Raw genomic sequence first — 23,753 nt, 5'->3', positions numbered from 1 at the left:
AACGTCATACGTCAAACACACAAAATTCCTACAAATACCGCCGCCATCACAGCTTTGTCATCGATTTGTCATCCCGCCCCGATAGCGTCAAAGCTATTTCAGGGATGTCGAAATGCCTCACGCCGAAATTGCCAGCGCCAACGCGCCCGCCTTGACTGCTGTTCTGTTCGGGCTGAGTGGTTGCCTGGTGGACTTTGGTTCCCAGGCCCGCACCGATGCCCCCTCCCCTGATTCCCAGGCCACGCCAGGCGCGCTGAAAATCCTGCGCAGCCTCAAGGAACAAGGCGTCCCCTGCGCCTGGCTGGATGAACTGCCGCCCGAAGTCAGCCTCCCGCTGTCCGCCACACTCCCAGGCTGGCTGAAGGCCGCATCGCCCTCCGCCATTCGCTGGCCTGCACCCCATGCTTGCTGGCAGGCCTTGATGGAACTGAACATCGAACGCCTGGAAGGCTGCGTGCTGGTCAGCGGCGAACCGCGCTTGCTGCAATCCGGGCTCAATGCAGGGCTGTGGACCATCGGCCTGGCGTCCTGCGGCTCACTGTGCGGGCTGGCACCCGAGCAATGGCAGGCACTGAGCGAGCAGGAGCGCGAGCACAAGCGCGGCAAGGCCACCATGGCGCTGTACGCGCTGGGCGTGCACTCGGTGATCGATCACCTGGGCGAACTCGGCAGTTGCCTGGCCGACATCAGCCTGCGCCAACTCAAAGGCGAGAAGCCCTGATCGAGATCATGCACAGTCGGCGCCGGTGGATTAATCTACAGGTCAGCCCGTAGACCTTTCTCGGCGTGCCGCGGTCTATGCCAGTGCCTATCGATAAAAGGAAGAACGTCATGCCTGATCGCAAAAAGTTGGAAGAACAGGTCGAGATCCTGCGCGGGCAGTTGGAACAGCAACCTCCGCTGCCGGAAGAAAAGCGTGAAGCGCTGGAAGAGTTGATTGCCAAATTCGAAGTGCAACTTGAATTGGAACCGGCCACCCAAACCCCAAGCATCGCCGACGATGTGAACCGGGCGGTAGAAGGCTTCGAATTGGACCACCCGGGCATTGCCGGGACATTGCGCAATATTGTGATTACCTTGGGCAATATCGGGATCTAATTTTCTCGTCAGCCAAACGCAGGTCCAAATGTGGGAGGGGGCTTGCCCCCGATGGCGGCGGGTCAGGCACACATGCTGTGACTGACACTCAGCTATCGGGGGCAAGCCCCCTCCCACATTATTTGTTTTTGGGTGAAGGCTACTGACGAGCCAGGCGCAGGTTTTGGAACTGCGTAGCCTCAGTACTGCGATACGGGTTGATATCCAACCCGCCCCGCCGCACATACCGCGCATACACAGTCAATTTCTCCGGCTTCAGCAGGCGCTGCAGGTCCAGGAAGATGCGCTCCACACATTGCTCGTGGAAGTCCGAGTGCTGGCGAAAGCTGACGATATATTCCAACAGGCTGGCGTGGTCCAGCGCCGAACCGCGGTACTCCACCGCCACGCTGCCCCAATCCGGCTGGCTGGTGACCGGGCAGTTGGATTTGAGCAAATGACTGTGCACGCTCTCCTCGACAATGCGCGACTCATCGCACCGCAGCAGTTCCGGGCGCGGGTGCTCGTAATTGCTGACACTGATATCCAACTCGTCGATGCACACGCCTGGCAGAGCCAGTACACCTTCGGCCTCGACCTCGGCCAGGCTACGGATGCGCACAGTCACCGGCTTGCCGGCAGCCGCACTGAGGTCGGTGCGCAGGGTCGCTTCCAGGCTTTGGGTATCGACGAACGCCGTCTGGTTCAGCGAGTTGAGGTACAGCTTGAACGACTTGGATTCGATGATGTTCGGCGAATCGGCCGGGATGCTGAATTCACCGATGGCCACCACCGGCTTGCCCGACGGCAGCAACCAGGACAACTCGAAGCAGTTCCAGAAATCCACGCCTTTGTAAGGCAGGGTCTCGGCGCTCAGGCCCAGCTCGGCCCACTTGGCGGCGCGCGGAATCGGGAACAGCAACGAAGGGGTGTAAGTGGAGATGTATTCACTGGACTTGCCCAGCGGCGAATGTTCGGCTGCGGGATGCATGGCGGAAACCTGGCTAAATAAACCGCGCCAGTCTACCAGCCTTTGCTCCCGCCCTTAAGAAACGCCTTACTCAACGGTCAGCTTGCCGACCATCCCCGCCTGGTAGTGCCCGGGAAGGTTGCAGGCGAACTCCAGGCCCGTAGCCTGGGTGAAGGTCCAGGTCAGCTCGGCGGTCTTGCCCGGTTCCACCAATACGCTGTTGGGGTCGTCATGCTTCATGCCGCCCATATCGCCATGCCCCATGGCGCTGTGGTCCATCTTGCCCATGCCGGTCGCGGTGAGCATGCCGCTGGCCTGCATCTGCAACATTTCCTTCTGGTGTTCGGCGTGCATCGCCGCGTCGCCCAGGTTGAATTCGTGCAGCAGCTGGCCTTTGTTGACCAGCACAAAGCGCACCGTCTCACCGGCTTTCACGTCAAGGGACTTGGGCGAAAAGGAAATATCCTGCAGGGTTACTTCCACCGTACGCGTGGCCTTGCTCGCCGCTGCCGGCTGGCCGAATGCATAGGTGTGGGCCGTATCGGCCGCCACATATAAGCTCAATGTCATCAGGCAGCCCGCCAACAACAGGGGTGTACGCAACGCCATCGCTGTTCTCCAAAAGTGTGTAACACGCTTGGGCAGCACTCTAAGATGGCGCCGCTGCCAGCCAGCTGACTGCTAGATTACAACTTTGTCAGGTTGCGCACCCAGCCTGATACCCACGGTATAAAGCCTCTCGCCACACGCTGCCAAGAGTTGCCCATGAAACTGCTGATCGTCGAAGACCAACCGAAAACCGGCCACTACTTGCGCCAGGGCCTGGCCGAAGCGGGGTTTACCACCGAATTGGTGGCCGACGGCACCAGCGGCCAGCACTTGGCGCTCACCGGGGATTACGACCTGCTGATCCTCGATGTGATGCTGCCCGGCCGCGACGGCTGGCAGATCCTCCAGGCGGTGCGCAATGCCGGCCTGGAGATCCCCGTGCTGTTCCTCACCGCCCGCGACGCCGTGGAAGACCGCGTGCATGGCCTTGAACTGGGTGCCGACGACTACCTGGTCAAGCCTTTCGCCTTTTCCGAACTGCTGGCACGCGTACGCAGCCTGTTACGCCGAGGCAACAGCACGCCCCAGGAAACCGCACTGCAACTCGCCGACCTGCGCCTGGACCTGATTCGCCGCCGCGTCGAACGCGACGGCCAGCGCATCGACCTCACCGCCAAGGAGTTCGCCCTGCTGGAACTGCTGCTGCGCCGCCAGGGCGAAGTGCTGCCCAAGTCGCTGATCGCCTCCCAGGTGTGGGACATGAACTTCGACAGCGACACCAACATCATCGAAGTGGCGATCCGCCGCCTGCGCCTAAAAGTCGACGACAACTTCCCCAACAAGCTGATCCACACCGTGCGCGGCATGGGTTATGTGCTGGAGGAACGCTTCCATTGATCAAGCACCTTTCGCTGACCAGCCGCTTGGCGTTGCTGTTTGCCGCGTGTACCGCCGTGGTATCGCTGCTCGCCGGCGTGCTGTTCAACCACGCCAGTGAGGCGCACTTTATCGAGCTGGACCAGCAACTGCTCGACAGCAAGCTCATCGCCCTGCGCAGCACTTTGCAGGGTGTCGATTCGCCGGAGACCTTCACCCAACGCGAAGCCCAACTGCGCGCCGAACTCAACCGCCAACCGGACCTCGCCCTGCGCATCACCGCCGCCGGCCGGCGCTGGCTGGACACCGCCCCCAACGTCAGCCTGCCCACCGCGCCCGGCCTGCACAGCCTGCAAAATGCCGGCACCGATTACCGGGTGTACAACGCGCCATTGCTGGCCGGCCAAGCGGATTCACCACAACTGAGCCTGATGCTGGACATCACCCACCACCAGCATTTCCTGCAACGCATGCAGCATTTGATCTGGCTCACCGTCGGCCTCTCGGCCCTGGCCACCGCGTTGCTGGGCGCCTGGGCCGCACGCAGCGGGCTGCGGCCGCTGCGGCGCATGAGCGAAGTGGCCGCTGGCGTCTCGGCCCACTCGCTGACCCAGCGCCTGCCCCAACAACCGATGCCGGCCGAACTGGCCGAGCTGGCGCAGGCCTTCAACGCCATGCTGGGTCGGCTGGACGACGCGTTCCAGCGCCTTTCGGCCTTCTCCGCCGACATCGCCCACGAACTGCGCACGCCCCTGTCGAACCTGCTGACCCAGACCCAGGTCATCCTCACCCAGCCGCGCCCGCTGGAGGATTACCGCGAGGCGCTGCACAGCAACCTCGAAGAGCTGCAATGGATGGCGCAACTGGTCAACGACATGCTCTACCTGGCCAAGGCCGATCATGGGCTGCTGGTGCCCAAGCGCGAACCCTTGGCACTGGCCGATGAAGTCGAGGCGTTACTGGAGTTCTTTGCCTTGCTGGCCGAGGACGCTCACGTCAGGCTGGTGCGCGAAGGCACGGCGCAAACCCTGGGTGATCGCGGTATGTTGCGCCGGGCGCTGTCGAACCTGCTCGATAACGCGCTGCGGTTTACCCCAGCGGGCGGCGAAGTGCGGGTACGCATGGTGGATGGCGTGACACTCACGGTTGAAAACACCGGAGAAGGCATCCCAGCGCAATTGTTACCGAGGTTGTTTGACCGCTTCTACCGGGCTGACCCGGCGCGCCATGAAGGCAGCAGCGAGCATGCGGGGCTGGGGCTGGCGATTACCCAGTCGATAGTGCGGGCGCATGGGGGGCGGATTTATTGTGAGTCTGGGGCGGGGTGGACGCGGTTTGTGATTGAGTTGCCAGCCGTCGGTTGATGCAAGCTGTACCGGCCCTATCGGGGGCAAGCCCCCTCCCACACTTGACCGCATTCCAGACAAGCCCCCTGCCACATTTTGATCTGTGAACACATTCAAAGGTGGGAGCTGGCTTGCCCCCGATAGCGGTCTAAAGCCTTACGAATATCTCAGCGCATGCGCCCGCTCAATCGGCCACACTTGACCGCATTCCAGACAAGCCCCCTGCCACATTTTGATCTGTGAACACATTCAAAGGTGGGAGGGGGCTTGCCCCCGATAGCGGTCTAAAGCCTTACGAATATCTCAGCGCATGCGCCGGTTCAATCTTCGCCGCGCGATACGCCGGGTAAAGCGTTGCCAAAAAGCTCAATACAAACCCGGCCGTGCAAATCAGCAGCACATCCCCACCTTGCAGCTCCGAAGGCAGGTTGCTGACGAAGTAAACATCCGAACTGAAGATATGCTGCCCGGTCACCCGCTCCAGCCAGCCCACCAGTTCACTCACATTCAGCGCCGCAATCACGCCGAGCACACCGCCGATCAAGGTGCCGACAATGCCGATCACCGTGCCCTGCACCATGAAGATCGCCATGATCTGCCGGGGCGTGGCGCCGATGGTACGCAGGATAGCGATATCCGCGCCCTTGTCGTTCACCACCATGATCAACGTGGCGATGATATTGAACGCCGCCACGGCGACGATCATCAGCAGCAACAAGCCAATCATGGTCTTTTCCATCTTCATCGCGCTGAACAGGCTGCCCTGGGTGTGGGTCCAGTCGTCAGCCTTGTAAGCGGCGCCGAGGCTGCCGGCGATGTCCGTCGACACCTTGGGCGCCGCGTACAAGTCCTTCACCGCCAGGCGCACGCTTTGCACCTGGTTTGGCTGCCAATGCTGTATCTCTGCGGCGTCAGCCATATGGATCAGGGCCATGGAGCCATCCAGCTCGGCACCGACCTTGAAAATACCGACCACGTTCAAACGCTGCATGCGCGGAGTGATACCCCCCGGCGCGGTGCTGATTTCCGGGACGATCAGGGTCAGCTTGTCGCCCACATTCAGGCGAAACCGCCGCGCGGTGATCTCCCCCACCACCACACCGAACTCACCGGGTTTCAAGTCCTCCAGTTTGCCCCGCACGATATGCTGGGCCACGATCGACACCTTGCCTTCCTGGGCCGGGTCGACGCCGCTGATCTCGATCGGCTGCATGGCGCCCTTGTAGGAAAACATGCCATCCATCTGTGTGAACGGTACGGCGGCAGTGACTTCCGGGTTCTTCATCGCGGCAGCGGCCACCGGCTGCCAATCATCAATCGGGTTGACGCCGACGATAGTGGCGTGGGGCACCATACCGAGGATGCGCGAACTCATTTCGCGCTGAAAGCCGTTCATCACCGACAACACCACGATCATCGCCAGCACGCCCAGGGCGAGGCCGATCATCGAGGTCATCGAGATAAATGAAACAAAACGATTGCGGCGCTTGGCGCGGGTATAGCGCGTGCCGATGAAAATCGATAACGGTCTGAACATTCGCGGGCACCGTTGAAAAAATGAAAAAGCCCAGCGCCAGGCGCCGGGCTTGAAACGGGTCAGATGGCGACCAGATGACCTTCCTGCAGGTGCAACACGCGGTCCATCTGCCGGGCCATGCTCATGTCATGGGTCACCACCAGGAACGCGGTGCGCATCTGGGTGCTCAGTTCCAGCATCAAGTCCTTGATGCCCTGGGCGGTGTGGGAGTCGAGGTTGCCGGTAGGCTCGTCGAGCATCACCAGGCCCGGGTTGTTGACCAGCGCACGCGCAATGGCCACACGCTGGCGCTCGCCGCCGGACAGTTCGGCCGGCTTGTGCTCCAGGCGATGGCCGAGGCCGACGCGGTCGAGCAGGGCCTTGGCGCGTTGGCGGGCTTCCGGGATCGCGGTCTTGCCGATCAGCAGCGGCATGCACACGTTTTCCAGGGCGGTGAATTCCGGCAGCAGGTGGTGGAACTGGTAGACGAAACCCAACGAACGGTTGCGCAACTGGCCACGGGCTTTTTCACCGAGGGCCGAGAGTTCTTCGCCGGCCAGCCATACGCTGCCCTGGGACGGCGTATCGAGGCCGCCCAACAGGTTGAGCAAGGTACTTTTGCCGGAGCCGGAACTGCCGACGATCGCCACGCGCTCGCCCGGGTGCAGTTCCAACTGCAGGTTGGACAGCACCACCACGGATTCCGGGCCTTCCTCGTAGGATTTGCCCAGGTTGCGGCAGCTCAGGATTGCTTTTTCACTCATGCCCGATTCACTCATAACGTAAGGCCTGTGCTGGCTGGGTACGTGCCGCGCGCCAGGCTGGATACAGGGTGGCAAGGAAACTCAAGACCAACGCGGCGCCGCCCACCATCAACACGTCCTGGGCTTGCACCTGGGACGGCAGGTAGTCGATGAAGTAGACGTCGGCGTTGAGGAACTTGTGGCCCAGGACTTTCTCCAGCGCGGCGATGGCGGCGCTGACATTCAATGCGGCCAGGATGCCGACGGCAGTGCCGATCAGGGTGCCGACCACGCCGATCACGGTGCCCTGCACCATGAAGATCGCCATGATCTGCCCCGGCGTGGCGCCCAGGGTACGCAGGATGGCGATATCGCCCTTCTTGTCGTTCACCACCATCACCAGCGTGGAGATGATATTGAACGCGGCCACGGCCACGATCAGCAGCAACAGCAGGCCGATCATGGCTTTTTCCATGCGGATGGCCTGGTACAGGTTGCCGTGGGTGCGGGTCCAATCACGGGCGTAATACTGCGATTCACCCAGGTGCTGGGCGATTTCCCAGGCGCCGCGCGGGGCGTCGAACAGGTCGTTGAACTTCAGGCGCAAGCCCTGCACCTGGTCCGGCTGCCAGCGATGCAGGCGCGCGAGGTCGGTAAGGTTGGTCAGGCCCAGGTAACCATCGATTTCGCCGGCGCCCACGTGGAAGGTGCCGACCACGGTAAAGCGCTTCATGCGCGGGAACATGCCGGCCGGGGTCACGGTGACTTCCGGCGCGACGAAGGTCAGCTTGTCGCCGAGGCCCACGCCGAGCTTGGCCGCCGCCTTGTCGCCGATGACAATGCCGAAGCTGCCGGGCGCCAGATCGTCGAGTTTGCCCTGCAGCATGAACTTGTCGATGATCGAGACGTTACGCTCCTGGGCCGGGTCGATGGCGTTGAGCAGGATCTTCTGCACCTTACCGTCGTTGGTCAGCAACCCCTGCATCTGGGTAAACGGCGCAACGGCCACTACCTTGGGGTTCTGCTTGACCTTGGCGGCCAGGCTTTGCCAGTCACTGATGGGCGCATCGCCCTCAATGGTCGCGTGGGGCACCATGCCCAGCACGCGGGTGCGCATCTCATGATCGAAGCCGTTCATCACCGACAACACCACGATCATCACGACCACGCCCAAGGCGAGCCCGATCATCGAGGTCAAGGAAATGAACGACACAAAATGATTGCGACGCTTTGCACGGGTATAACGCGTGCCGATAAATACGAAGAGAGGTCTGAACATGTCGGGGCTTGTTCGGAGGAAAAGAAGACGTCCCGGTGGCGGGGTCTGGTAAGCAGCTTTACACTCAGACCATTACCGTTACCTGGGGTTCGCCATGTCGACATTAGATGAAGAAGAACGCCGCGAATACTACCGTATCGACGACATGATCGCACTTCAAATCAAAAGCCTGTCTGCCCCCGAAGCGGCGAGCAAGGAAGTGTTGCTGGATGATTCCCCACTCTTCAATCTGCTCAGTGAACTGCACCTGAGCGAATTCGAAGCCCAGCACCTGTTGCGCCAGCTCAGCGAGAAGGATCGCACCCTCGCCGCCTTCCTGCGCGTGCAGAACAAACGCCTGGACCTGCTCAGCCAGATCATGGCGCGCGGCCTGCTGGACGAAGTCGGCGCGCCACAGCCGGTGATCATCTCCGAAGGCGGCATCGACTTCCAGCACCCCACGCCCCTGCCGGCCGGTGCGCACCTGGCGGTCAAGCTGGTGCTGATGCCCCAGGCGCTCGGCCTGCTGCTGCGCGCGCGGGTTACCCATTGCGATCCCAAGGGCACAGGCTTTGACGTCGGCACCGAGTTCGAATCCATGACCGACGCCCAACGCCAATTGCTCGCGCGCTACATCCTGCAGAAACAGGCACAGGAACGCCGCCTGGCCCGAGAACAAAGCGACGACCTCTGAATACGTATTGACTACGCCAGCCAGCCTGGCGCAAAGGAGCAACTGTGACCCTGATTTATGGCCACCGCGGTGCCAAAGGCGAAGCACCGGAAAACACCCTGACCAGCTTTCAAGAGTGCCTCAAGCACGGTGTACGCCGTTGCGAGCTGGACTTGCACCTGTCCATGGACGGCGAGTTGATGGTCATCCACGACCCGACCCTCAAGCGCACCGCCGACCGGCGCGGCAAAGTCGTCGAGTACTCGGCGGCAGACCTGGTGAAGATGGACGCGCGCAAGGGCGGCCCGGGTTGGGTCAAGCCGTGCCCGATTCCGCGCCTGGAAGAGCTGTTCGAAAAATGTGATTTCGATCACTGGCAACTGGAAGTCAAAAGCGCCTCACGCACCCGCGCCGCGACTACCGTGCTGGCGATCCGCGAAATGGCCGTACGCTTTGGCCTGATGGACAAGGTCACCGTGACCTCAAGCTCGCGGGAAGTGTTGAAAGCCGCGGTTGAACTCACTCCGGACCTGTCACGCGGCCTGGTCGCCGAATACGCCTGGCTCGACCCGTTGAAGGTCGCGCAGAACTATGGCTGTGAGTATCTGGCGTTGAACTGGACGTTGTGCACCCCCGAGCGTCTGGAAAAAGCCCAGCGCCAGGGTTTGCACGTGTCCGTGTGGACAGTCAACGAACCTGCGCTGATGCGCAGGCTCGCCGACTTCGGCGTAGATAGCCTGATTACAGACTTTCCCGGTTTGGCCACTGCCACCCTCGGGAATTACTGAAATCGGTCTCCCCGGCCGGCTCAGGCCACCGGCCGGAGCCGCTCAAAAAAGCCGGTTGAGGCCGTCGTAGGCCGCTACCCGATAGGCTTCGGCCATGGTCGGGTAGTTGAACGTGGTGTTTACAAAATACTTGAGGGTATTGAGTTCACCCGGCTGGTTCATGATCGCCTGGCCAATGTGCACGATCTCCGAGGCTTGGTAGCCGAAGCAATGCACGCCGAGGACTTCCAGGGTTTCACGGTGGAACAGAATCTTCAGCATGCCCTGCGGCTCGCCAGCGATCTGTGCACGCGCCATGCTCTTGAAGAACGCCTTGCCCACTTCGTAAGGCACCTTGGCCTTGGTCAGTTCGTGTTCGTTCTTGCCGATCGAGCTGATCTCGGGAATGGTGTAGATCCCGGTCGGCACGTCGTTCACATAGCGCCAGCTGCCGTTGTCGACAATGCTGCCAGCGGCCGAACGGCCCTGGTCATGCGCCGCACTGGCCAGGCTTGGCCAGCCGATCACGTCACCGGCGCCGTAGATGTTGGCCACGCAGGTGCGGTAGTTCTCGTCGACTTCGATCTGGCCACGGCTGTTGACCTTGACGCCGATGTTTTCCATGCCCAGCTTGTCGGTGTTGCCGGTACGCCCGTTGCACCACAGCAAGGCGTCGGCCTTGATCTTCTTGCCGGACTTGAGGTGCAGGATCACCCCGTTGTCCAGGCCTTCGACCCGCTCATACTCTTCGTTATGGCGCACGGTGATGTTGTTGTTGCTGAAGTGGTAGCTCAACGCCTGGGAAATTTCCGAGTCAAGGAAGCTCAGCAGCTGGTCACGGTTGTCCACCAACTCCACCAGTACACCCAGGCCGCTGAAGATCGAGGCGTATTCACAGCCGATCACCCCGGCGCCGTAGATGATCAGTTTGCGCGGGGTGTGGCCCAGGCTCAGGATGGTGTCGCTATCGTAGATACGCGGGTGGTGGAAATCGATGTCCGCCGGGCGATACGGGCGCGAACCGGTGGCGATGATGATGTGCTTGGCCACCAGCTTTTCAACCACACCGTTGGGGCAGACCACTTCGATGGTTTGCTCGTCGGCGAAGCTGCCGGTGCCGAAGAACAGGTCGACGCGGTTACGGGCGTAGTAGCCGGTACGCGAGGCAACTTGTTTGGAGATGACTTTCTCGGCGCTTTTCAACACGTCCGGGAACGAGAACCAGCGCGGCTCACCAATGGCCCGGAACATCGGGTTGGTGTTGAACTGCATGATCTGGCGGACCGAGTGACGCAAGGCCTTGGACGGGATGGTACCCAGGTGGGTGCAGTTACCGCCGACCTGGCGACGGCTATCGACCATCGCCACCTTGCGCCCTGCCTTCGCGGCGTTCATCGCCGCACCTTCTCCAGCTGGGCCGGAACCCAGTACCACCACGTCGTAGTTGTAGACAGCCATGCGTACTCCTCAGAACAGGCCAGGCGTACGGTTGGACGCCGGGCTAAATCATGCCGCGGCCAGCGGTCATGAAGGACAATTTGGCTCAAGTGTGTGAACCGGGGCACAGTCTATATAAGGCTCAACGCCGCGCACATTAACCCTTGGTCGCGTCGTAGGCCAGTATTGCCTTTACTACAGGGCGCTGATTACGGTTTTGCCGCCGTCAACTGCTCGAATGCCTTGTTACTACGTGTGACGAAACCCTCCCCCTCACGCATCACAAAAAACGCGGCGATGTGCTGCTGTTCGGCGTAGGCCCAGCCTTGCTCAGGCCCGAGGATCAGCAATAACGTCGACAGGCCATCGGCCGCCAGCGCCGAAGGATGAAGCACCGTCACCGACGCCAGTCGATGGGTGATCGGCGCGCCGGTCCGCGCATCCAGTGTGTGCGAATAACGCCGACCATCCTGCTGGAAATAATTGCGATAGTCACCTGATGTGGACACACCAACGCCATCCACGGCGATGATTTTCTCTGCCACCTGCTGATCATCACGCGGTTCTTCGAGGGCGATACGCCACGCCGAGCCGTCGGGTTTACGCCCGGCGGCCTTGAGTTCGCCGGTGGCTTCGACCAGGTAGCTGTGGATGCCTTGGCTACCCAGCAAAGCGACGATCCGGTCCACCGCGTAGCCCGCAGCGATGCTGTTGAAGTCGACTTCGACGGCGGCATCCTTGCACAACTGCTCGCCGTCGATACGCAGGTGCTGGTGGCCGACCCGCTGGTGGGCCTGCGCCAGTGCCTGTACATCCGGCACCTTCAGCGCGCGTGCCTGGGGGCCGAAGCCCCACAGGTTCAGCAGCGGCTCCACCGTCAGGTCAAACGCGCCAGCGCTGGCCTGGGACAACTGCTCGCCGGTGCGTACCAGCTGCAGCACCGGCTCGGGCATCGCCTGGCAGCTGTTCGCCGGCAGGCGGTTGAAGCCCTCGATCACAGAGTCGCTGCGGTAGGTGGACAGTTGCCGGTCGAACTCCCCCAAAATGCTTTCCACTTGGCGCTGAAGCTCTTTCGTACTCGGGCTGCTCGCTGTTCTGACGTACTGGATCGAATAGGTACTGCCCATGGTCGGGCCGCCAAACTGCTCTAACCCGTCGCCGCACCCGGCCAGCAACGCGAACCCGCAGCCCATCGCCATTTGACGCAGTTTGCCCATAACCCCTGCCACTGCCGAAAATTGAATTAACCTGTAGGCACGCACCCTTTCAGGACGAGCCATTATGCGACATGTAGTTATCGCTTTATTGCTGATGTTGTCGCTCACGGTGCAAGCCAATGAAGCGGATCGACTCAAGCAAGCCGGCTTCCCGGCACAGTCCCAGGAACTTGCGCTGAAAAACCAGGCGGTGCTCACCTACCTCTGGGCCGATGTGTACGCAGCGGCGCTGTATGCCCCGAAGGATTTGAGCGCCAGGCAGGCCTGGAACCAGCAGAAGGCGCTGCGCCTGGAGCTGTATTACTTTCGCGATATCGATCGCAGCGATGTGATCAAAGCTGCCACAGCGACCCTGGAGCGCCAGCAAGCCAGCGAACGCCTGAGGGCCGAGATTGAAAAGCTGCATGCCAGCTTTCGTAATATCCGCAGTGGCGATCGCTATGCACTGGATTTTCGGCCAGGGCGTGGGTTGAACCTGGAGATTAATGGGCAGGTGGTGTTTAGCAGTCGCGATGATGAGTTGGCCAGGGCCTACCTGGGGATCTGGCTGGCGCCCAAGGGGTTGTCCGACAGCCTGCGCGACAAACTACTGAATTGAGGAGGCTCGACTACCGCCTTCGCGAGCAAGCCCGCTCCCACATTCAACCGTATTTCTTCAGGATATACGCGGTTAAATGTGGGAGCGGGCTTGCTCGCGAAGAGGCCCTTACAGCCACCACAAACCTTATGACCACAAAAAAGCCCCGAACCAGTCGGGGCTTTTTCACTTACCGCTAATGCTTAGCGCGGAAACGCAGGCGGGTTGACCCCAGCCATGTCTTCCATCACGCGAACCACCTGGCAGCTGTAGCCGAACTCGTTGTCGTACCAAACGTACAACACAACGCGGTTGTCCTGGCTAATGGTCGCCTCAGCGTCCACCACACCAGCGTGGCGCGAGCCAACGAAGTCGGTGGAGACCACTTCCTGCGAGTTGACGAAGTCGATTTGCTTGTGCAGATCGGAGTGCAGCGCCATGTAGCGCAGGTACTCGTTCATCTCTTCACGGGTGGCGGCGTTCTCAAGGTTGAGGTTGAGAATGGCCATCGACACGTTCGGCGTCGGTACGCGAATCGCGTTACCGGTCAGCTTGCCGGCCAGTTCAGGCAGGGCCTTGGCGGCAGCGGTGGCAGCACCGGTCTCGGTGATCACCATGTTCAACGCGGCGCTACGGCCACGGCGATCGCCCTTGTGGAAGTTGTCGATCAGGTTCTGGTCGTTGGTGTACGAGTGAACGGTTTCGACGTGGCCGTTAACGATGCCGAACTTGTCATTCACAGCCTTCAGCACCGGCACGATGGCGTTGGTGGTGCAGGAAGCGGCGGACACGATCTTGTCGTCAGCAGTGATTTCGCCATGGTTGATGCCATGCACGATGTTCTTCAGCTTGCCCTTGCCCGGTGCGGTCAGGACAACGCGGTCGATACCCGGGCAGGCCAGGTGCTGGCCCAGGCCTTCGGCATCACGCCATACGCCGGTGTTGTCCACCAGCAGGGCGTCCTTGATGCCGTACTGGGTGTAGTCCACCTCAGTCGGGTTCTTCGCGTAGATCACCTGGATCAGGTTACCGTTGGCGGTGATGGTGTTGTTTTCTTCGTCGATGACGATGGTGCCGTTGAACGGGCCGTGGACCGAATCGCGACGCAGCAGGCTGGCGCGCTTGGTCAGGTCATTCTCGGCGCCTTTGCGCACCACGATGGCACGCAGGCGCAGGCCGTCGCCACCACCGGTTTTTTCGATCAGGATGCGCGCCAGCAGGCGGCCGATACGGCCGAAGCCGTACAGCACAACGTCGGTGCCTTTGCGGGCAGCGGCGTTTTGCTGGCCAACCACATCGGCCATTTCTTCACGCACGAACTGCTCGGCGCTGCGGCCGGCGCCTTCTTTGCGAAATTTGTAGGCCAGCTTGCCCAGGTCTACCGAAGCCGCGCCGAGCTTGAGCTCGCTCATGGCTTTAAGCAGAGGGAATGTTTCGTGGACGGAGAGTTCGCTGTCGTCGGCAGAACGATGGCGAGCAAAGCGATGCGCCTTGAGAATCGCGATGACTGATTGGTTGATCAGGCTGCGGCCATAGATCGAGCTCACCACATTATTATTGCGGTACAGCTGACCGATAAGCGGGATCATCGCTTCTGCGAGTGCTTCACGGTCGATCCATTCACCAAGACACTGGTCGGGCTTCTGAGTCACGGGAACCTTCCACATGTAGGGGCTGAAAAAAGGGGCTACATTATGCCGCCCGACTGCCCTCGGAGCAATGCGCGCCACCCAACAAAAACCCCTTGCCAAAAATCAACACCCCGCTACAGCCCAGCAAATACGCGGGTTCCAGAAGGCCACTAGTGAAGCGCCTACGCCGACTTGTCCGTAACTCTCCAAAACTTACGCGTAAAATGGCACTACATATTGAGTCAAAATGCGCCATTGTTTGTCTTAGCCACTACATTTCCTACAAACCGTAATAGGCTCAGTCAGCAACTGACAGGCGGCACCTCGGGCCGTTACAATTACCGACTTTGTCGCAACGCTTGGAGCTCAACCTTCCGTGCCCGTTCTGCGTCTACCGCTTCTCCCTGCCGCGGCAGGTAAACAGCACTGGGGCAACCTGCCCGGTGCCGCCCTGAGCCTGGCCATCGCCGAGGCTGCCAGCGCAGCCAAGCGCTTTACCCTGCTGCTTACCGCCGACAGCCAAAGCGCCGAGCGGCTGGAGCAGGAGCTGAGCTTCTTCGCCCCCGATTTGCCGGTGCTGCATTTTCCCGATTGGGAAACCCTGCCTTACGACCTGTTCTCACCGCATCAGGACATCATTTCCCAGCGCATCGCCAGCCTGTACCGCCTGCCGGAACTGGCCCACGGCGTGCTGGTGGTGCCGATCACCACGGCCCTGCATCGCCTGGCGCCGACCAAGTTCCTGCTGGGCAGCAGCCTGGTGCTGGATATCGGCCAGAAACTCGATGTGGAGCAGATGCGCACGCGCCTGGAAGCCAGCGGCTACCGTTGCGTCGACACGGTCTACGAGCACGGCGAGTTCGCAGTGCGCGGTGCACTGATCGACCTGTTCCCGATGGGCAGCAAGTTGCCTTACCGCATCGACCTGTTCGACGACGAAATCGAGACCCTGCGCACCTTCGATCCGGAAAACCAGCGCTCCATCGACAAGGTCGAATCGATCAAGCTGCTACCGGCGCGGGAATTCCCGCTGCAAAAAGACGCGGTCACGCGCTTCAAGGCACGCTTTCGCGAACGCTTCGACGTGGACTTCCGCCGCTGCCCGATCTTCCAGGATTTGAGCAGCGGGATTACACCGGCCGGTATCGAGTACTACCTGCCGCTGTTCTTCGATGAAACCTCCACCCTGTTCGATTACCTGCCCCAGGACACCCAGGTGTTCTCGCTGCCAGGCATCGAACAGGCGGCAGAAAACTTCTGGAACGACGTGCGCAACCGCTATGAAGAGCGCCGCGTCGATCCGTCCCGGCCTTTATTGCCGCCCGCCGAGCTGTTCCTGCCGGTGGAAGACTGCTTCGCGCGCCTGAAAAGCTGGCCGCGTGTGGTCGCCAGCCAACAGGACGTGGAAGCCGGCAGTGGCCGCGAACGTTTCCCCGCCGGGGCGCTGCCGGATCTGGCGATCCAGGCCAAGGCCACCCAGCCGCTGGAAGCGCTGTCCAACTTCCTCGGCGACTTCCCGGGGCGCGTGCTGTTTACCGCCGAGTCCGCCGGGCGCCGCGAAGTGCTGCTGGAACTGCTCGAACGCCTCAAGCTGCGGCCGAAAACCGTCGACAGCTGGCCGGACTTCGTAAAAAGCACCGACCGCCTGGCGATCACCATCGCGCCGCTGGATGAAGGCCTGCTGCTCGACGACCCGGCGCTGGCACTGATCGCCGAAAGCCCGCTGTTCGGCCAGCGCGTGATGCAGCGCCGCCGCCGTGAAAAACGCGCCGACGCCAACAACGACGCGGTGATCAAGAACCTCACAGAGCTGCGTGAAGGCGCGCCGGTGGTGCATATCGACCACGGTGTCGGCCGCTACCTGGGCCTGCAGACCCTGGAGATCGATAACCAGGCCGCCGAATTCCTCACCATGGAATACGCCGAGGGCGCCAAGCTCTATGTGCCGGTGGCCAACCTGCACCTGATCGCCCGCTACACCGGCAGCGATGATGCGCTGGCGCCGTTGCACCGTCTGGGCTCGGAGACCTGGCAGAAAGCCAAGCGCAAGGCCGCCGAACAAGTGCGCGACGTGGCCGCCGAGTTGCTCGACATCTATGCCCGCCGAGCAGCGCGCGAAGGGTATGCCTTCGCCGACCCAAAAGCCGACTACGCCACCTTCAGCGCCGGGTTTGCCTTCGAGGAAACCCCGGACCAGCAAACCACCATCGAAGCCGTGCGCGCCGACATGCTCGCGCCCAAGCCGATGGACCGCCTGGTGTGCGGCGACGTCGGCTTCGGCAAGACCGAAGTGGCCATGCGCGCCGCCTTTATTGCGGTGCACGGCGGCCGCCAGGTGGCGATCCTGGTGCCGACCACCCTGCTGGCGCAGCAGCACTACAACAGCTTCCGCGACCGCTTCGCCGACTGGCCGGTGACCGTGGAAGTGATGAGCCGCTTCAAATCCGCCAAGGAAGTGAATGCCGCCGTCGCCGACCTCGCCGAAGGCAAGATCGACATCGTGATCGGCACCCACAAGCTGCTGTCGGACGACGTGAAGATCAAGAACCTGGGCCTGGTGATCATCGACGAAGAACACCGCTTTGGTGTACGCCAGAAAGAACAGCTCAAGGCCCTGCGCAGTGAAGTCGATATTCTTACGCTCACCGCGACGCCGATCCCACGCACCCTGAACATGGCGGTGTCGGGCATGCGCGACCTGTCGATTATCGCCACGCCGCCGGCGCGACGCCTGTCGGTGCGCACTTTCGTGATGGAGCAGAACAAAAGCACGGTCAAGGAAGCGCTGCTGCGCGAATTGCTCCGTGGCGGCCAGGTGTACTACCTGCACAACGACGTGAAAACCATCGAGAAATGCGCCGCCGACCTCGCCGAACTGGTGCCCGAAGCGCGCATTGCCATCGGCCACGGGCAGATGCGCGAGCGCGAACTCGAACAGGTGATGAGCGACTTCTACCACAAGCGCTTCAACGTGCTGATCGCCTCGACCATCATCGAGACCGGCATCGACGTGCCGAGCGCCAACACCATCATTATCGAACGTGCCGACAAGTTCGGCCTGGCCCAACTGCATCAACTGCGCGGCCGCGTAGGTCGCAGCCACCACCAGGCGTATGCCTACCTGCTGACGCCACCGCGCCAACAGATCACCTCCGACGCGGAAAAGCGCCTGGAAGCAATCGCCAATACCCAGGACCTGGGCGCCGGCTTTGTGCTGGCCACCAACGACCTGGAAATCCGTGGCGCCGGCGAACTGCTGGGTGACGGCCAGAGCGGGCAGATCCAGGCCGTGGGTTTCACCTTGTATATGGAGATGCTCGAGCGCGCGGTGAAAGCCATCCGCAAGGGCGAGCAACCGAACCTCGACCAACCCCTGGGTGGTGGCCCGGAAATCAACCTGCGTTTGCCGGCGTTGATTCCCGAAGACTACCTGCCGGACGTGCATGCGCGGCTGATCCTGTACAAGCGCATCGCCTCGGCCACCGACGAAGAAGGCCTCAAGGACCTGCAGGTGGAGATGATCGACCGTTTCGGCTTGCTGCCGGAACCGACCAAGAATCTGGTGCGCCTGACCCTGCTTAAATTGCAGGCCGAACAGTTGGGCATCAAGAAGGTCGACGCCGGGCCGCAGGGTGGGCGCATCGAATTCGAAGCGCAGACACCGGTGGACCCACTGGTGCTGATCAAGCTGATCCAGGGCCAGCCCAACCGCTACAAGTTCGAAGGGGCTACGCTGTTCAAATTCATGGTGCCGATGGAACGCGCCGAAGAACGCTTTAATACATTGGAGGCGTTGTTCGAGCGCCTCATCCCGAAATCTGCTTGAAGGACGCCCCAATGCGCCTGTTCCGCATTTTGAGCCTGATGTTGGTGGTAGTGGCACCGGCGGCGTTCGCCGACAGCCCGTACCAGGTAGAAATGATCCTGGTGCGCCAGAACGCCGAACCGGTGATCAGCAGCCGCCCCGCTCCGGAAAACTGGGATGCCGGCGCCGTGCGCCTGGGCGACAAAACGAGCCCGCCGCGCCTGGGCAACATCGTCGACAAACTGCGCGCCGACAACAGCTACACCGTGCTGGCACACAAGGCCTGGGAACAGAACCTTGGCGAGCAACCGGTGAAAGTGGCGATCACCGAAGGCCAGGAGCAGTTCGGCCAGTTTCCCATTGAGGGCGTGTTGAACCTGCAACTGGGGCGCTTCACCGATATCGATGCGAATTTCTGGATCAATCAGTTCGACGCCAATGGCAGCGTGGTAGCCAGCGAACACCTGAGCCAGACCGACGTACGCACCAAGAACAACCAACTCAACTACCTGGATGGCGGCCACCTGGCACTGCTGATCAAGATCACTTCGCTGACCGCCAAGCCCCCCAGCGCACCACCGCCCGACATTCAGGACTGATCCAGCGCCATGCCCCTGACGTCGTCGCTGACCAAACCCCTGGCCCCTTCATGGGCCAATCGCTTCAAAGAGCAAAGCCTGGAGCGTGGGCGGCGTTACGCGCTGGAGAACCGCGTGCGGATCGTCGAGTCCGGCGACAGCACCATCCTGGCCAGTTGCGAAGGCTCGGGCGGCAACGTCTACCGGCAGACCATTTCGTTGCGCGAATCGGCCAAGGGCACGTTGATCCTGGTGGACAGCCGCTGCACGTGCCCGGTACACACCAACTGCAAACACATTGCGGCGGTGCTGCTCAAGGTCCAGGAAACCCTGGCCTACCCGGCCGCCGCCCAGGACGCCGAGTTGCTGGAGAAGCTGCAGGCCGTGCTGGATAACCGCGTGGTGCTCCCGCAAGTGGTCATGGAAGAGGTGCGGCCGGTGCCGCGCCTGTGGCTGGCCAGCGTCGAATTCAGCGCGTTCGAACCGCGTAACGGCAAGATGCAGCGCTATATCCAGCACCGTGCGGCACTGTCGTTCAACTACCTCGGCAATTATGTCAGCGGGCAAAAGAACGCCGACATCATCGTCCGCCAGGAAACCCAGAGCCTGCGGATCAAGCGGCATCCCGAGCTGGAGCAACCCTATCGCGAGCAGTTGCGCCTGCTGGGGTTCAAGATCGCCACGCGGCAAAGCAAGGCCCTGCCGGAAAGTGCCGGCGAGCTGTTCGAAATGGTCAATGACAGCGCCTGGCTGAACTTCACCCTCAATGCGTCGCCGACCTTGCGCGCCGAGGGCTGGGAGCTGCAGATCGATGAGGATTTCGGCTTTGACCTGAGCGCGGTCGATGACTGGTACGCCACCGTCGATGAAGGCCCCGAGCGCGACTGGTTTGACTTGGAGCTGGGCATCATCGTCAATGGCGAACGCCTGAGCCTGCTGCCGATCCTGCTCAACCTGATGCGCTCCCACACCGAAATCCTCAACCCGGAAAAACTCGCCCGGCGCCGCGACGATGAGCTGATCCTGGTGAATATTCCCGGGCTGCCCAACGGCCACGGCCCACTGCAAGTAGCTTTGCCCTACGGGCGGTTAAAGCCGGTACTGGCAACCCTTGGCGAGTTTTACCTACAGGAAACCGGCACCACCACACTGCGCCTGGCCAAGGCCGATGCGATCCGTCTCAACCCGCTGGAAGACCTGCCGCTGCAATGGGAAGGTGGCGAGAAGATCCGCAACTTCGCCCAACGTCTGCGGGATATCAAGGGCTTCACCTGCGAGGCGCCTGAAGGGCTGAACGCGACCCTGCGCCCGTATCAGCTGGAAGGCCTGAGCTGGATGCAGTCGCTGCGGCAATTGGATGTCGGCGGGATCCTCGCGGATGACATGGGCCTGGGCAAAACCCTACAGACCCTGGCGCATATTCTCAGCGAGAAAGCCGCCGGGCGCCTGGACCGACCCTGCATGGTGGTGATGCCTACCAGCCTGATCCCCAACTGGCTGGACGAGGCCGCGCACTTCACACCACAACTCAAGGTGCTGGCGTTATACGGCGCGACGCGTAAGAAACATTTCGCAAGCCTGCAGGACTATGACCTGCTGCTGACCACCTATGCCCTGCTACCCAAGGACATCGAAACCCTCGCCGCCCAGCCCTTGCATGTGCTGATCCTCGATGAGGCCCAATACATCAAGAACCCGTCGAGCAAAGCCGCTCAGGCCGCACGCGAGCTGAATGCGCGACAGCGCCTGTGCCTGAGTGGTACGCCGCTGGAAAACCACTTGGGCGAATTGTGGTCGCTGTTCCACTTCCTGCTGCCAGGCTGGCTGGGTGATGTAAAAAGCTTCAACCGCGATTACCGCGTACCCATCGAAAAGCGCGCTAGCGACGTGCGACTACAGCACCTCAATGGTCGGATAAAGCCGTTTTTGCTGCGCCGTACCAAGGAGCAGGTTGCGACGGAATTGCCGCCCAAGACCGAGATCATCCACTGGGTCGACCTCAATGAAGCCCAACGCGACGTGTACGAAACCATGCGCCTGGCCATGGATAAAAAGGTCCGCGACGAGATTACCCGCAAAGGCGTAGCGCGCAGCCAGATCATCATTCTTGAAGCGCTGCTCAAGCTGCGCCAGGTGTGTTGCGACCTGCGCCTGGTCAACGATGCCACCCTGCCCGGCCGCGGCAGCAGTTCGGGCAAGCTCGACAGCATGATGGAAATGCTGGAAGAGTTGTTTGCTGAAGGGCGGCGGATTTTGCTGTTCTCCCAGTTCACCTCGATGCTCAGCCTGATCGAAGTGGAACTGAAAAAACGCGGCGTTGCCTACGCACTGCTGACCGGCCAGACCCGTGATCGGCGCACGCCGGTGAAGGATTTCCAGAGCGGCAAACTGCAGATTTTCCTGATCAGCCTGAAGGCCGGTGGCGTAGGCCTGAACCTGACCGAAGCCGACACGGTGATCCACTACGATCCGTGGTGGAACCCGGCTACAGAAAACCAGGCCACTGACCGTGCGTATCGCATCGGGCAGGAAAAACCGGTGTTCGTCTACAAGATGATTGCGCGGGGCACGGTGGAGGAGAAAATCCAGCACCTGCAGAAGGAAAAGTCCGATCTGGCGGCGGGTGTGCTGGATGGTCGTACGACCGGGGACTGGCAGTTGGGCAACGAGGATATCGAGGCGTTGTTTGCGCCGTTACCGCATAAGCCAGATAAGCGTTGACGGTTGGATCGCCATCGGGGGCAAGCCCCCTCCCACACTTTGATTTGTGAATGCGATCAAATGTGGGAGGGGCTTGCCCCCGATGGGCGCGACGCGGTCGTCAGTCGATCAACTGAGCATCCCGCAACGCAGTAAGCGCCGCCAACCAACGCGGGTCCTGCTTGTAATCCGTCGACGCAACCACCTGCCCACGCATCCGCGCAATCCGCGCCGACGGCGTGACCTTCATGCGCTGCGCCGCACTCAATGCCAGCTCAGCAGCCGCACGGTCATTGCACACCAGGCCCATGTCGCAACCCGCCGTCAGTGCCGCTTCGATCCGACTGGCCGCATCACCAACCACATGGGCGCCGGCCATTGACAGGTCATCGCTGAAAATAACCCCGTCAAACTGCAACTCGCCGCGCAGGATGTCCTGCAACCAGCGGCGCGAGAAGCCTGCCGGCTGAGTATCGACCTGCGGGTAGATCACGTGGGCCGGCATCACAGCCGCCAATTGCTTGCTCAGGCGTGCGAAAGGCACCAGGTCATTGGCGCGAATCTGTTCCAGGCTGCGTTCGTCATTGGGAATCGCGACGTGGGAATCGGCCTCGGCCCAACCGTGGCCTGGGAAGTGTTTACCGGTGGCGGCCATACCGGCGCTGTTCATGCCGCGGATAAACGCACCCGCAAGCACGGCGGCGCGCTCAGGGTTGCCTTCAAACGAGCGGGTACCGACCACGGCGCTGCGCTGGTAGTCCAGGTCCAGTACCGGGGCGAAGCTCAGGTCGAGGCCCACCGCCAGCACTTCAGTGGCCATGATCCAGCCGCACTGCTCGGCCAGGTATTCGGCGTTGGGGTTATCCGCCAACGCGCGCATGGCCGGCAGGCGCACAAAACCCTGGCGCAGGCGCTGCACGCGGCCACCCTCCTGGTCGACGGCCAGCAGCAGATCCGGGCGCACGGCACGGATCGCCGCGCTCAACTCGCGCACCTGGCGCGGATGCTCGATATTGCGCGCAAAAATGATCAGGCCGCCCACCTCAGGCTGGCGTAACAGCTGGCGATCCTCGGCCGTCAGCCAGGTACCGGCCACGTCGACCATCAAAGAACCTTGTAGGGCAGCAGTCATAAACCTTCCTTAAATAACGCACACAACCCGTTGCACTCATGGCGCGCGATACGCGCGGCGAGCACAACGGGTTGCGAGTAAATAGCTGAAATCGGCATGGCGGCTAGCTTAGCGGATGCAAGCGGCCGCGCACACCCGGAGCGGTCAAACCTTGGCGACGGTTGGCGTGGTTTTGCTGCGTGGGCGCAGTTGGGCGGCGGCCATGGCCGGGTCGGTTACGCCGGTTTCTGCGCGCATGCCGGCCGCCAGGAACGGCACCATCAGGCGCATGACCTGCTCAATGGACGTATTCACGCCAAAATCGGTCTCGGCAATCGCACGCAACGCCTTGATCCCGGACATGCTGAACGCCGCCGCGCCGAGCATGAAGTGCACGCGCCAGAACAGCTCGATCGGTGGGATACGCGGCGCGGCTTCGTTGACCAGCAACATATAGCGACGGAATACTTTGCCGTACATGTCTTCCAGGTAACGCCGCAGGTGGCCCTGGCTCTGACTGAAAGCCAGGCCCAGCAAACGCATGAAGATCGACAGGTCATTGCCACTGCGCGGTTGCACCACCAGCGCTTGCTCCACGAGGATTTCCAGCAGGTCTTCCAGGCTTGGCTTGTGGTCGGCCTTGGCCTGGCGGCGCTCCAGTTCACGGTCGAGGCTGGCACAGAACGGCCCCAGGAAGCGCGAGAACACTGCCTGGATCAGGGCCTTTTTCGAACCGAAATGGTAGTTCACCGCCGCGAGGTTGACCCCCGCTTTGCTGGTGATCAGCCGCAATGAAGTTTCAGCAAATCCTTTTTCCGCGAACAATTGCTCGGCAGCATCGAGAATGCGTTCAACGGTTTCCGACTGGGCCATGGCTACTCCGCCTGACAAACACTTGTTTGAAACATACGTTTCAGGGTGT

Annotated in this window: 20 protein-coding genes; 10 read left to right on the top strand and 10 right to left on the bottom strand. The window is 61.5% G+C overall.

What is annotated here, in order from left to right:
* Positions 1-112: 112 nt before the first annotated feature.
* Positions 113-721 (top strand): phosphatase, encoded by a 609-nt coding sequence (locus CXQ82_RS08110; RefSeq protein ID WP_101267748.1) that lies wholly within the window; start codon positions 113-115, stop codon positions 719-721.
* A gap of 110 nt (positions 722-831) precedes the next feature.
* Positions 832-1,098 (top strand): DUF4404 family protein, encoded by a 267-nt coding sequence (locus CXQ82_RS08105; protein ID WP_101267746.1) that lies wholly within the window; start codon positions 832-834, stop codon positions 1,096-1,098.
* Between the two features lie 139 nt (positions 1,099-1,237).
* Here CXQ82_RS08105 and queF read toward each other — a convergent pair whose 3' ends face one another.
* Together queF and CXQ82_RS08095 are read right to left on the bottom strand one after the other, a co-directional pair.
* Entirely contained in the window at positions 1,238-2,068 is an 831-nt protein-coding gene (queF, locus tag CXQ82_RS08100; RefSeq protein ID WP_101267744.1) for an NADPH-dependent 7-cyano-7-deazaguanine reductase QueF, read from the bottom strand.
* Positions 2,069-2,134: 66 nt separating this feature from the next.
* Entirely contained in the window at positions 2,135-2,656 is a 522-nt protein-coding gene (locus CXQ82_RS08095) for a plastocyanin/azurin family copper-binding protein (protein WP_101267741.1), read from the bottom strand.
* Positions 2,657-2,812: 156 nt separating this feature from the next.
* Between CXQ82_RS08095 and CXQ82_RS08090 the strand changes: the two genes are divergently transcribed.
* On the top strand, positions 2,813-3,493 hold the full coding sequence (locus CXQ82_RS08090) for a heavy metal response regulator transcription factor (RefSeq protein WP_101267739.1): 681 nt from the start codon (positions 2,813-2,815) through the stop codon (positions 3,491-3,493).
* Entirely contained in the window at positions 3,490-4,836 is a 1,347-nt protein-coding gene (locus tag CXQ82_RS08085; protein WP_101267737.1) for a heavy metal sensor histidine kinase, read from the top strand. Before CXQ82_RS08090 ends, CXQ82_RS08085 begins: the two co-directional genes overlap by 4 nt.
* Positions 4,837-5,110: 274 nt before the next feature.
* Here the strand turns inward: CXQ82_RS08085 and CXQ82_RS08080 are convergent, their stop codons facing one another.
* Genes CXQ82_RS08080 through CXQ82_RS08070 form a run of 3 tightly spaced genes read right to left on the bottom strand, consistent with a single transcriptional unit; the run spans position 5,111 to position 8,356 of the window.
* Entirely contained in the window at positions 5,111-6,355 is a 1,245-nt protein-coding gene (locus CXQ82_RS08080) for a lipoprotein-releasing ABC transporter permease subunit (protein WP_101267735.1), read from the bottom strand.
* Positions 6,356-6,414: 59 nt separating this feature from the next.
* Positions 6,415-7,098 carry a lipoprotein-releasing ABC transporter ATP-binding protein LolD gene (lolD, locus tag CXQ82_RS08075; RefSeq protein WP_177409890.1) on the bottom strand — a complete coding sequence of 228 codons (684 nt, stop codon included), beginning with the start codon at positions 7,096-7,098 and terminating at the stop codon, positions 6,415-6,417.
* A 7-nt stretch (positions 7,099-7,105) separates the two neighbouring features.
* Positions 7,106-8,356 (bottom strand): lipoprotein-releasing ABC transporter permease subunit, encoded by a 1,251-nt coding sequence (locus CXQ82_RS08070; protein ID WP_101267732.1) that lies wholly within the window; start codon positions 8,354-8,356, stop codon positions 7,106-7,108.
* A 94-nt stretch (positions 8,357-8,450) separates the two neighbouring features.
* Here CXQ82_RS08070 and CXQ82_RS08065 point away from each other — a divergent pair, with 94 nt between their 5' ends.
* Positions 8,451-9,029, top strand: a complete 579-nt coding sequence (locus CXQ82_RS08065) for a PilZ domain-containing protein (protein WP_101267730.1) — start codon at positions 8,451-8,453, stop codon at positions 9,027-9,029.
* A 44-nt stretch (positions 9,030-9,073) separates the two neighbouring features.
* Complete coding sequence (locus CXQ82_RS08060; protein WP_101267728.1) at positions 9,074-9,796, top strand: glycerophosphodiester phosphodiesterase family protein; 723 nt, start codon at positions 9,074-9,076, stop codon at positions 9,794-9,796.
* A 42-nt stretch (positions 9,797-9,838) separates the two neighbouring features.
* Here the strand turns inward: CXQ82_RS08060 and sthA are convergent, their stop codons facing one another.
* Both sthA and CXQ82_RS08050 read right to left on the bottom strand, forming a co-directional pair.
* Positions 9,839-11,233: a Si-specific NAD(P)(+) transhydrogenase gene (sthA, locus tag CXQ82_RS08055; RefSeq protein WP_016975273.1), complete on the bottom strand. Its 1,395-nt coding sequence runs from the start codon at positions 11,231-11,233 to the stop codon at positions 9,839-9,841.
* 188 nt (positions 11,234-11,421) lie between these two features.
* The gene (locus CXQ82_RS08050) at positions 11,422-12,429 is read right to left on the bottom strand and encodes an FAD:protein FMN transferase (RefSeq protein ID WP_256581884.1); all 1,008 of its coding nucleotides are present in this window, start codon (positions 12,427-12,429) and stop codon (positions 11,422-11,424) included.
* Between the two features lie 64 nt (positions 12,430-12,493).
* Between CXQ82_RS08050 and CXQ82_RS08045 the strand changes: the two genes are divergently transcribed.
* Positions 12,494-13,027 carry a chalcone isomerase family protein gene (locus CXQ82_RS08045; RefSeq protein WP_101267726.1) on the top strand — a complete coding sequence of 178 codons (534 nt, stop codon included), beginning with the start codon at positions 12,494-12,496 and terminating at the stop codon, positions 13,025-13,027.
* Between the two features lie 182 nt (positions 13,028-13,209).
* Here the strand turns inward: CXQ82_RS08045 and CXQ82_RS08040 are convergent, their stop codons facing one another.
* The gene (locus CXQ82_RS08040) at positions 13,210-14,673 is read right to left on the bottom strand and encodes a glyceraldehyde-3-phosphate dehydrogenase (protein WP_101267724.1); all 1,464 of its coding nucleotides are present in this window, start codon (positions 14,671-14,673) and stop codon (positions 13,210-13,212) included.
* A gap of 340 nt (positions 14,674-15,013) precedes the next feature.
* On the opposite strand from CXQ82_RS08040, the gene mfd reads away from it, so the two are divergent.
* From mfd to CXQ82_RS08025, 3 genes are read left to right on the top strand one after another with little or no spacing between them, the layout of a single operon-like run.
* Positions 15,014-18,463, top strand: a complete 3,450-nt coding sequence (gene mfd / locus CXQ82_RS08035; protein WP_101267722.1) for a transcription-repair coupling factor — start codon at positions 15,014-15,016, stop codon at positions 18,461-18,463.
* 11 nt (positions 18,464-18,474) lie between these two features.
* The gene (locus CXQ82_RS08030) at positions 18,475-19,041 is read left to right on the top strand and encodes a CsiV family protein (protein WP_101267720.1); all 567 of its coding nucleotides are present in this window, start codon (positions 18,475-18,477) and stop codon (positions 19,039-19,041) included.
* 9 nt (positions 19,042-19,050) lie between these two features.
* Positions 19,051-21,741, top strand: a complete 2,691-nt coding sequence (locus CXQ82_RS08025; RefSeq protein WP_101267718.1) for a DEAD/DEAH box helicase — start codon at positions 19,051-19,053, stop codon at positions 21,739-21,741.
* Between the two features lie 100 nt (positions 21,742-21,841).
* Here CXQ82_RS08025 and nagZ read toward each other — a convergent pair whose 3' ends face one another.
* Together nagZ and CXQ82_RS08015 are read right to left on the bottom strand one after the other, a co-directional pair.
* A complete protein-coding gene (gene nagZ, locus CXQ82_RS08020; protein WP_101267716.1) occupies positions 21,842-22,852 on the bottom strand; it encodes a beta-N-acetylhexosaminidase in 1,011 nt (336 codons plus the stop codon).
* 144 nt (positions 22,853-22,996) lie between these two features.
* The gene (locus tag CXQ82_RS08015; protein ID WP_101267713.1) at positions 22,997-23,704 is read right to left on the bottom strand and encodes a TetR/AcrR family transcriptional regulator; all 708 of its coding nucleotides are present in this window, start codon (positions 23,702-23,704) and stop codon (positions 22,997-22,999) included.
* Positions 23,705-23,753: the final 49 nt, after the last annotated feature.

The organism is Pseudomonas sp. S09G 359, from assembly GCF_002843605.1.
Taxonomy (GTDB): Bacteria; Pseudomonadota; Gammaproteobacteria; order Pseudomonadales; family Pseudomonadaceae; genus Aquipseudomonas.
This window is presented reverse-complemented; position numbering and strand designations above follow the sequence as displayed.